Genomic DNA, 9,901 nt, shown 5'->3' with positions numbered 1-9,901 from the left:
TGTGTATGAGAGACAGGTTCCGCGCGGGCCCGCGCGGTCCACGGGACGGCGCCGTAGCGCTCGAAGATCCGCAGCGCGGCGCGCAGGTGCGCGCGGGCGGCGCGGGGCCGGCGGCCGCGCCGCAGCCGGTGCCCGAACAGCAGCTCGGTGCGGGCGAGGTCGAACACGGCGCCGGCGGTCTCGTGCAGCCGCAGCGCCTCGGTGAAGTGCTCCGCCGCCTCGGCGTCGCAGCGGGCGAGCAGGGCGCGGCAGCGGCGGCTGAGCGCCTCCCGGCCCGGCGCTCCGGGCGCTCCGGGCGCCGCGCCGATCCCGTCGGTCCAGCGGCGGAAGTGCGCGTAGGCGCGGGCCGCCCGCTCGTGGTCGCCGGTGAGCACCAGCGCCTCGACCAGGTGCGGGACGGCGAACAGCCGCGCCGGCGGGTGGGCGAGCCCGGCGCGGCCCGGCAGCCGCAGCCGCGCGGCGGCGTCGGCGGGGCGGTCCGCGGCGAGGTCCAGGCATGCGGGCGCCCAGGTCCCGAACGCGGCGGCGCGTGACAGGCCGCGCCGGTCGGCGGCGCCGGTGAGCAGGGCCAGGTGCGCGTTCGCGGTCCCGGCGTCGCCGGTGAGCGCGGCGGTGAGCGCGAGCGTGGCGAGCTGCTCGGTGGCGTGGCCGTGCAGCCGGGTCGCGCGGGCGAGGCGCAGCCCGTCGTGGCAGGCGGTGATCGGCGCCGGCGGATGCCCGAGCAGCGCCTCGCACCGCCCCGCGACCAGCAGCGCGTACGACTCGACTGGCGCGTTCCCGGCCCGCCGCGCGGCGGCGACCGCCTCGGCCGCGAGCAGCCGGGTGGACGGCCCGTCGCCGAGCCCGAACGCGGCCAGCGCCGCCCACACCCGCGCGGCCGGGTCGGCGATGTCGGCGCCGAGCCGGGCCGCGGTGCCGAGCCGGTCCGCCGCCTCCCGGTACCGGCCGCGGACGGTGGCCGCCATGCCGCCGAGGTAGGCGAGCATCAGCTCGCCCCGCGGACTTCCGGCGGGCGTCGTCCCGTCCGGCGGGCCGCCGGGCGGGAGGGACGCGGCGCGGTCGGCGATCTCCAGGTAGGTGCGCGCGTCGCCGCACGCGTCGGCGGCCTCGGCGGCCCACATCAGCGCGGCCAGCGCCGCGGCCGCGTCGGATCCGGCGAGCCGTTCGGCCGCGTCCCGCAGCACGGGCACCGCCGTGGCGGGGGAGCCCGCCGCGACCTCGATCTCGCCGCGCAGCAGGGCGGCGCGGGCGGCCCGCGTCCCGTCCCAGGCGGGCGGCCGGACCTGCCGGAGCATGCCGCGCGCCCGCCGGGACCGCCCGCTCGCCCACGCGTCCCCGGCGGCGGCGAGGAACCGGTCGGTGCGGACGCCGTGCTCGACGGTGAGCGTCGCGGCCCGCTGCCAGAGCCGCCACGAGTCGGCGTACCGGCCCGCGCGCCGGGCCTTCGCCGCCGCGTCCGCGAGGCCGGCGGCGAGCGCGTCGTCGGGTTCGCCGGTGACGGCGGCGCGGTGCCAGAGCCGCCGGGGCCGCTGCCACTCCCGGACGAGGACCTCGGCGAGCAGGGCGTGCGCGTCCCGCCGCTCCTCCCGCGACGCGTCCGCCCACAGCGAGGACCGGACGAGCCGGTCGCGGACCGCGACGCCCTCGCCCTCGAACCGCAGCAGCCCCGAGTCGCGGGCCGCGTCGAGGTCGGCGGCGCCGATGCCGTCCAGCCGGGCGGCCCGCGCGAGCGTCGCGGCGCCGAGCCATTCCTCGGCGACCGCCATCAGGACGAGCCGCCGCGCCCCGGCCGCAAGCCCCCGGTGGCGGCGGCGGTACAGGGCGCGCAGGGAGCTTCCGGCGGGGAGCGCGCGCGGCGGCGGCGCCGCCCCGGACAACTGCCCGGACGTCAGCCCCGCGGCGAGTTCCCGGATCGCGAGGGGCCGCCCGCACGCCAGGTCGACGATCTCCTCGGCGAGGTCGCCGTTCGCGGTGCCGAGCGCGTCCTCTAACACGCGCAGGCTCGCCTCCTCGTCGAGCGGCGCGAGCCGCAGCCGGGGGATGCCCGCGAGGCCCACCGCGTCGTCCCGGTCGTCGCGCGTGGCGAACAGCACCGCGACGGGTTCGTCCTGGACGCGCCGCGCCGCGAACGCCAGCACCTCCAGCGAGGCGCGGTCGAGCCACTGGACGTCGTCCGCCCAGCACAGCACCGGCCCGCTCGCCGCGGCCAGGCTGAGCAGCTCGCACACCGCCGTGTAGAGGACGAGCGGCGCGGCGGTCGGCGCCCCGTCCATGATCGTGCCGAGCGCGCCGCGGTGCGCGGGCGGCAGCCGCCCGGTCTCCGCGGCGAGGGGCCGCAGCAGCCGGTGCAGACCCGCGTACGGGACGGCGGTCTCGCCGGGGACGCCGGTGGTGCCGACCGCCCGGAAGGCGGGACCGGCCGCGCGGGCGGCGGCCTCCAGCAGCGCCGTCCGGCCGGCGCCGGCGTCCCCGGCGAGGGTGAGGGCGCCGCCGCGCCCGCCGCGGGCCCGGTCGAGCAGCACCTCGATCGCCCGGATCTCGCGTTCGCGTCCGTGCAGGGGGTAGGTCATGGCGGTCCCTCCTCACCGGGGAACCGGCCGCGGCCGGGGGGCCGTGCGGGCTTCCCTATTGGACGGGGTCTCAAAAGCGAAGGGGACCATAGGTGAGCACGAGCACCCGCGGCCGGTCCAGAGCGGCTTCCACTCGCGTGGCCGCCGCGCAATCCGGACGGGCCCCCGTTGTGAGCCCGCACAGTCCGGCCGCCGGATGATGGCCCGTACGCGCCCGTGATGGCACGATGAGGCCCCCGCGTTGTGCTGGAGGTGGCCCTCGATGACGGGAGGACGGCCTGATCTGGCCGGCCAGGTCGACGCCGACCGGACGATCATGCGCAAGGCGGTGCTGCGGCTCTCGGACCGGCTGCCCGACCTCGCCGACCGGCTCACCGCCGAGATCCTGTCCGGCGACCGCGGCGACCGCGACGACGCGTTCCGGCACGACGTGTGGGAGATGTGCCACACCGGGCTCGGGCACGGCTTCAAGACGATCCTCGATCCGGGCCGGGGCCGCGCCGACCTGGACTGGGCGCGCCGGCTCGGGCAGCGCCGCGCGCACCAGGGGCAGCCGCTCGACCAGCTGCTGCGCTCCTACCGGCTGTCCGGGCGGGTGTTCTGGGAGGCGGTCGTCGAGGTCGTCGGGCAGCACGACCCGGAGAACGTCCCGGCGCTGATCCGGCAGGCGACCCGCACCTGGGACACCATCGACGAGCAGTCCGGCGCCGCCGCGGCCGCCTACCACCGCACCGAGCTGGAGCTGGCGCGGCGCAGCGAGGAGCGGGTGCACGCGATCGTGGACGCGCTGCTGGACGGGCAGGGCGCCGACGGCGGACTGCTCGCGACCGCCACGTCCGTCCTCGGCCTGCCCGTGACCGGGCGGTACGCGGTCGTGATGCTGGGCGCCGAGTGCGGGTTCGGGGACGGCGTCGAGCGCCGCCCCGCCGACACCGGCGGCATGCGGTTCATCTGGCGGCTCCGCACCGACGCGCAGGTGGCGCTGGTCGCGCTCGGCACCGCCGGGCTCGACGACCTCGTCGCCGCCGTCCGCCCCTACGCGCGGTCGCACGCCGGGGTCAGCCCGGTCGTCGGGTCGCTGGCGGAGCTGGGCGGCGCCCGCTGGTTCGCCGAGCTGGCGCTGCGGACGTGCCGCGGCGCCGGCAACCAGATCGCCCGCCTGGACCGGCGGCTCCCCGACGCGCTGGTGCTGTCCCAGCCGCGGCTCGCCGGGCGGCTCGGGCAGGTCGCGCTCGGCGGCCTCGGCGACGTGGACCCCGCCTTCCGCGACGTCCTGCTGATGACGCTGGAGACCTGGCTGGAGTGCGACGGCTCGGCGGCCCGCGCGGCGGACCGGCTGTTCTGCCACCGCAACACCGTCCTCAACCGGCTCCGCAAGATCGAGCAGCTCACCGGGCGGACGCTCACCCGCCCCGGCGACCTCGTCGAGCTGTCCCTCGCGCTGAGCGCGCTGCGGCTGCACGGCACGGGGGACGGCTCCGACGGCATGGCGGGGCCGCCCGTGCGGGGAGGCAGCGGGCGGCCCGGCCGGTAGGGGAGCGCTAGGAGTTCGGGCAGGTGTCCCGGTACTCGGAGATGTTCAGGTCCCGGCTCGGGCCGGGGCACAGGAACTGGTCGTAGCGGGTGTCGTTGTCGATGTACCGCTTGAGCCAGGAGATGCTGTACTTCGCGATCGTCGTGTTCGCGATGTTCGGCGCGAAGTGGCTGGCGCCGTTCAGCTCCAGGTACGCCTTCTCCGACGAGGCCGGGATGCTGGTGTAGAACGGCTTGGAGTGCGTGGCGACGGGCGCGATCGTGTCCGCCTCGGCGCCGATGATCATCGTGGGGACGCGCACGTCCGAGAAGTTCTTCTGCAGGTCCCACGGGGTGAGCGGGATCGCGGCCTGCAACTGCGGGCGGTCCTCGGCGATCTCCAGCGTGCCGCCGCCGCCCATCGAGTGGCCCATCACGCCGAGCCGGGAGGCGTCGATCCGGCTCCGCACGCTGCTGCGCTGGGTGAGGTAGTCGAGCGCCGCGTTCAACTGCCGGGCGCGGCTGTCGGGCTGGTCGAGCCGGGTGTTGGTGTCGATCGTGAAGATCACGAATCCCTGGGAGGCGAGCCGCGGCCCGAGCCAGGCCATGCTGCTCTGGTCGGCGGTGAAGCCGGGCGCCACCGCGACCGCACCGAACGTCCCGGCGGCGGTGCTGGTCGGGTAGTAGATCGTCCCGCCGCCGAAGCCGGACACGCTCAGCGACGACACGCTCGTCTGGGACGTCGCGAACGGGCCGCGCAGCGCCTCGATGCTGCTCTGGGTCGGGGCGGGGCCGCGCTCATAGGGGTTGTCGGCCGCCTGCGCGGCCTGCGAGAGGGCCTGCGGGACGGCGAGGGCGCCGGCGGCCAGGGCCGTGGCGAGCAGCGTTTTCGCCGCCCGGCTGGGGAGGGATCGCACGTCGGTTCGCTCCTGTTCGGGGGGAGGAGCCGGGAGCCGGCTCCCCGGAACGGGGCGGAGCCGGGGGCCGGCTCCAGGACGCGCACAGTCTGCGCACGCGGCAGGCCCCCGGGCATCGGCGAAATCGCCGGTCATCCCGTGACGACGGCCCTGACCAGGCGGAAGTAGTCGAACGGGCGCAGCGCGTCGGCCCGCCGCCAGGTCTCCGGCGGGACGGCGTCCCGCAGGGCGACGTTCGCGGCGACCTCGAACCCGCGGCCGGTCAGCAGCGCGTCGATCTCGCCGGGCGTGAAGTGCGAGCGGTAGGGCTCGGCGTGCTCGCCGACGACCTGCGCGGCGATCCGCGCGTAGGCGTCGCCCTCGGCGTCCCGGTGGCCGTCCGGGAGCGCGTAGTCCATGACGAGTTCGGTGCCGGGCGCGAGCCGGGCGATCTCGCCGAGCGTTCTCGCGACGGCGTCGCGGGTGAGGTAGAAGCTGACGCCGAGCCAACTCACCAGGGCCGTTCTGCTGGCATCGAATCCGGCGCCGGTGAGCTTTCCGACCGGTTCGTCGGCCTCGAAATCGGCGGGGACGAGCGCGACCCGCTCGGGTATTTCGATTCCGGCCGCCGCCAGCAGGCCCCTTTTCCATTCCTGCGTCGCCGGGTGGTCGACCTCGAAGACCCGGATTCCCGGATCGCCGCGGTAGCCGTAGGTGTCCAGGCCCGCGCCGAGCACCGCGTACTGCCCGTGCGGGCCGAGCCGCTCCTCGGCGTACCGGGCCCGGACGGTGGTGACCGCCCTGGTCCCGGCCAGGATGATGTGCTCGCCGTGCGTGCGGTGGTACCCGATCATCTCGTCCGCGAGACCGCCGAGCAGCCGCTCCGCGACCGTGTCCGCGAAGATCGTCGGCGCGCCGTCCGCCGTGAGATGCGCCGCCCGCGCCGCCGCCGCGGAAAGCGCGGTCGTGCTGGGCCGTCCCTCGTCCATCGGCCGTTCCCCTTTCGTCGAAAGAGGAACATACCTGCCGTTTCTCCAATCATATCAGCGCGAAATAAATTGGCGGTATACGTGCCATCACATTATCGCTGTCAGCGGTCTGACAGTGATCTGCCAGGGCGCCGCCGAAAACTGTTCCGCGGAGAAGGGAGACATCATGGTGGACGTCCTCATCATCGGCGCCGGCCCGACCGGCCTCACCCTCGCGGTGGACCTCGCCCGGCGCGGGATCTCGCACCGGATCATCGACCCCGGCTCGCGCACCGGCTCGCGCGGCAAGGGCCTGCAGCCGCGCACGCTGGAGGTCCTCGACGACCTCGGGGTGATCGGCGCGATCCTCGGCGCGGGCGGGCCGTACCCGCCGATCCGCGCCTACGCGGGCGGCGATGTCGTGTGGGAGGGGCGGATGGGCGAGGTGAAGGCCCCGACCGACGCCGTCCCGTACCCGAACGGGCTCATGGTGCCGCAGTGGCGCACCGAGGAGATCCTCCGCGACCGGCTCGCGGAACTGGGCGGACGGGTGGAGCGGGCCGAACTCGCCACGTTCACCCAGGACGCCGACGGCGTGACCGCGACGCTCACCGACGGCACGACGGTGCGCGCCGCCTACCTCGTCGGTGCGGACGGCGGCCGGAGCGTCGTCCGCAAGACCCTCGGCGTCCCCTTCATGGGCGAGACCCGGGAGGAGGAGCGAGCGCTCATCGGCGACGTCCGGACCGCCGACCTCGACCGGGACCACTGGCACATGTGGGCAGACCCGGAGACGCGGACCCCGCGCGTCGGCCTCTGCCCGCTCGCCGGGACGGACGACTTCCAGTTCACCGCCCCCATCCGGCCGTCGGAGGACCCGGAACTCACCCTGGCCACCTACCAGAAGATGCTGGAGGCCGGCACCGGCCGCACCGACATCCGGCTGACCGACCTGACGTGGAGCTCCGTCTACCGGGTCAACATCCGGATGGCCGAGCGCTTCCGGGACGGCCGCGTCTTCCTGGCCGGCGACGCCGCCCACGTCCACTCGCCCGCCGGCGGGCAGGGCCTCAACACCGGCGTCCAGGACGCGTACAACCTCGGCTGGAAGCTGGCCGGCGTCCTCAGCGGCGGTCCCGCGGCCCTCCTCGACACCTACGAGGAGGAGCGCCTCCCCACGGCCGCCGGCGTGCTCGGCATCAGCACGCGGCTCTACGAGAAGGCCGCCCAGGGCCAGGCGGACGCTTGGAAGCGCGGAGAGGAGACCCGGCAGCTCCTGCTCGGCTACCCCGACAGCTCCCTGTCCGAAGGCCCGCTCGGCGGCACGCGCGCCCCGGACGCCGTCCTTGACGACACGTCCGGCACCCGGCACCGCCTGCACGACCTGCTGCGCGGCACGCACTTCACCGTGCTGGCCTTCGGGACGGACTTCGAGCACCCCGGCGTCCGCGTCGTCACGATCGGCGATCGAGGCGACTACCGGGAGCCCGGCGACGCGGCCCGCGCCTTCTACGGCCCCGCGCCCCTGGCGCTGATCCGCCCGGACGGCTACATCGCCGCCACGGGCGACGCCGGCACGATCCGCACCCACCTGAACCGCCTCCACCGCCCGCGTTGATCTGCGGCGTGTTGTTGTTTTGGACGCCCTCATAACAACAACACGCCGCAGGTCAACGACGGGGCGGCCGGGGGGGTGCGCGCGGGCCGTAGGATCGGGGGCCATGACTGATGCCGAGCGGCAGGACGGCCCGGTGGAGGCCGTCCGGGCGCTGCGGGCCGATTTCGGGATCGACCGCCGGCGGATCGACCAGATCGGCCGGCTGCTGGCCGGCGGAGAGTTCCGCTCGGTCGAGGAGGTCGTCGCCCTGACCGGGACGTCGCGGCGCACGGTCGAGGCGGTCTTCCGGGCGGTGGAGCCCGACCTCGAATCGTCCGGTGACGGGAAGCGCATCGCGAAAGCGCAGGCCGGGAAGTACGACGACGTCTTCGACGAGCGTGAGCCGTTCGGCGCCCGGGACGCGTGGACGAAGGCCGCGCGCCGCGACCCGGCCGTCCTGGCGGCGACGGCCGCGCTGATCGGTGCGGCGCCGCCGCCGGTGCAGGCGCTCGACCACGTGCCCGCCACCGCCGAGACCGTGGTCAAGCGGGCCCGGTTCATGCTCGACGGCTTCGACCTGGCGGGCGCGCACGTGCTGTTCGTCGGCGACCACGACCTCACGTCGCTGGGCCTCTTCGCGGCCGGCGGGGCGCCCGGCCTGCGGGCGAGCGTGGTGGACGTCGACGAGCGGCTGCTGGAGTTCATCGACGGCGAGGCGGCCCGGCGGGGCTGGGACGTGCGCTGCCACTTCGCCGACCTGCGGCTCGGGCTGCCCGCCGCGCTCCGCGAATCCGCCGACCTGGTCCTCACCGACCCGCCGTACACGCCCGAGGGCGTCCAGCTGTTCGTCGCGCGCGGGCTGCAAGGGCTGCGAGACCAGCGCAACGGGCGGATCCTGCTGGCCTACGGGTTCGGCGAGCGGCAGCCGGCGCTCGGGCTCGCCGTCCAGAAGGCGCTGAACCCGCTGCACCTCGCGTACGAGGCGATGCTGCCCAATTTCAACCGGTACGTGGGCGCGCAGGCCGTGGGCGGCGCGGCGGCGCTGTACGTGCTGCGCCCCACCCGGCGGACGGCCGCCGCCGCCCGCGCCGCCGCCGACGACGCCCGCACCGCCATGTACACCCACGGTGTCCAGTCGGTGGAGGCGTCCGCCGGCCTGGACGGCGAGGCCGCCGCCCGGGTCATCGAACTCGGCGCGGGGGAGAAGGCGCTGCTGGTCGGTGACGACTGGCCCGCGGACGCACCCGGCCGGCGCATCGGGCTGCCCGCCTTCCTGGGCGCGCCGCTGCCCCGCAACCTGCAGGACCACGGCACCGTCGTGGTCAACCTGTATCCGGGTTTCGGGGCGTCGGCGGTGCGGGCGCTGCTGGCCGCGAACGCGCCCCGGGCCGTCCTCGTGTGCCGCAACGACCTGCCGTTCCTCAAGGACGCCGAGGGGCAGCGGGAGTTCGCCCGCCTCATCGGGCCCAAGTACCGGATCGACCGGTTCCTGCGCGGCACGCCCGGCCCGGGCCAGGCCGTCGTCCTCGCGGAGCGGACGCGGCCGGACGGATTGTCCGGCCCCGACCGCGTCCTCGGGTTCGTCTGCGCGCGGGCGCACGGGAAGCTCGGCAACGGCTGGCGGGAAGGGCTCATCGCGCTCCAGAGGTCCGCCGGGCGGACGCTCACCAAGAGCGAGGCCCGCGCCGCCGTCGAATCGGCCGCGAGCCGCCCCGAACTGCTGGAACGGTCGCCGATGGACCTGCCGGCGCACCTGTTCGCCGTCCTCGGGGCGGACGTCGAACGGTCGGTGGCGGCCCTGCCGGGCTGATCCGGGGGCGGCTCAGGCGCGGGTCCGGTTCGTCCCGCCGTCGGCGTGCAGGATCTGCCCCACGAGCGTCGGCATCCGCTCGTCGGCGAGGAACGCCACCGTCGCCGCGATCTCCGCGGCCATCGCGATGCGGCCGAGCGGCACCCGCGCGGCCTGCCGGGCGCGGAACTCGTCGGCCGGCATCCCGGCGGCCTGCGCGCGCTCCGCGAGCCGCTGCGTGTCGATCACGCTCGGCGCGATCGCGTTCACCGCGATGCCGAGCGGCCCGAGCTCCCGGCCGAGCGACTTGGTGAGCGCGACGATCCCGGCCTTGGCCGCCGAGCAGGCGGTCGCGCCCGGCAGCCCGACCAGGCCGTCCTCCGACGCGATCAGCACCATCCGGCCGCCGCCGCGCTCCACCATCCCCGGCATGACGGCCTGCGCGCACGCGAACGTGCCGCCGAGGTCGACGTCGATGACCCGCCACCACTCGTCCAGGTCGTCCTCGGCGAACGGGGCCGTCGACAGCAGGGTGGCGCCGGCGACCAAGATCCCGACATGCCCGCCCG

General features: G+C 75.9%; 7 protein-coding genes. 3 read left to right on the top strand and 4 right to left on the bottom strand.

Annotation, left to right across the window (positions count from 1 at the left end; translation table 11 throughout):
• A partial coding sequence (locus E1284_RS34450; protein WP_131944350.1) for an AAA family ATPase occupies positions 1-2,570 on the bottom strand: 2,570 nt, incomplete at its 3' end.
• A gap of 262 nt (positions 2,571-2,832) precedes the next feature.
• On the opposite strand from E1284_RS34450, the gene E1284_RS34445 reads away from it, so the two are divergent.
• On the top strand, positions 2,833-4,104 hold the full coding sequence (locus E1284_RS34445; protein ID WP_131944349.1) for a PucR family transcriptional regulator: 1,272 nt from the start codon (positions 2,833-2,835) through the stop codon (positions 4,102-4,104).
• 7 nt (positions 4,105-4,111) lie between these two features.
• On the opposite strand, the gene bdeA is transcribed toward E1284_RS34445, so the two are convergent.
• Entirely contained in the window at positions 4,112-4,999 is an 888-nt protein-coding gene (bdeA, locus tag E1284_RS34440) for a bis(hydroxyethyl) terephthalate hydrolase (RefSeq protein ID WP_424923522.1), read from the bottom strand.
• A gap of 131 nt (positions 5,000-5,130) precedes the next feature.
• A complete protein-coding gene (locus tag E1284_RS34435) occupies positions 5,131-5,967 on the bottom strand; it encodes a class I SAM-dependent methyltransferase (protein ID WP_131944347.1) in 837 nt (278 codons plus the stop codon).
• 166 nt (positions 5,968-6,133) lie between these two features.
• Between E1284_RS34435 and E1284_RS34430 the strand changes: the two genes are divergently transcribed.
• Complete coding sequence (locus E1284_RS34430) at positions 6,134-7,564, top strand: FAD-dependent monooxygenase (protein WP_131944346.1); 1,431 nt, start codon at positions 6,134-6,136, stop codon at positions 7,562-7,564.
• Positions 7,565-7,667: 103 nt separating this feature from the next.
• Positions 7,668-9,353 carry a bis-aminopropyl spermidine synthase family protein gene (locus E1284_RS34425; protein ID WP_131944345.1) on the top strand — a complete coding sequence of 562 codons (1,686 nt, stop codon included), beginning with the start codon at positions 7,668-7,670 and terminating at the stop codon, positions 9,351-9,353.
• Positions 9,354-9,365: 12 nt separating this feature from the next.
• Here E1284_RS34425 and E1284_RS34420 read toward each other — a convergent pair.
• Positions 9,366-9,901, bottom strand: a 536-nt coding sequence (locus tag E1284_RS34420; protein ID WP_131944344.1) for an SDR family NAD(P)-dependent oxidoreductase, incomplete at its 5' end; no start/stop codon positions are given.

The organism is Actinomadura bangladeshensis, assembly GCF_004348335.1.
Taxonomy (GTDB): domain Bacteria; phylum Actinomycetota; class Actinomycetes; order Streptosporangiales; family Streptosporangiaceae; genus Spirillospora; species Spirillospora bangladeshensis.
The sequence above is the reverse complement of the archived record's forward strand: the minus strand, read 5'-3'. Positions and strand labels throughout refer to the sequence as shown.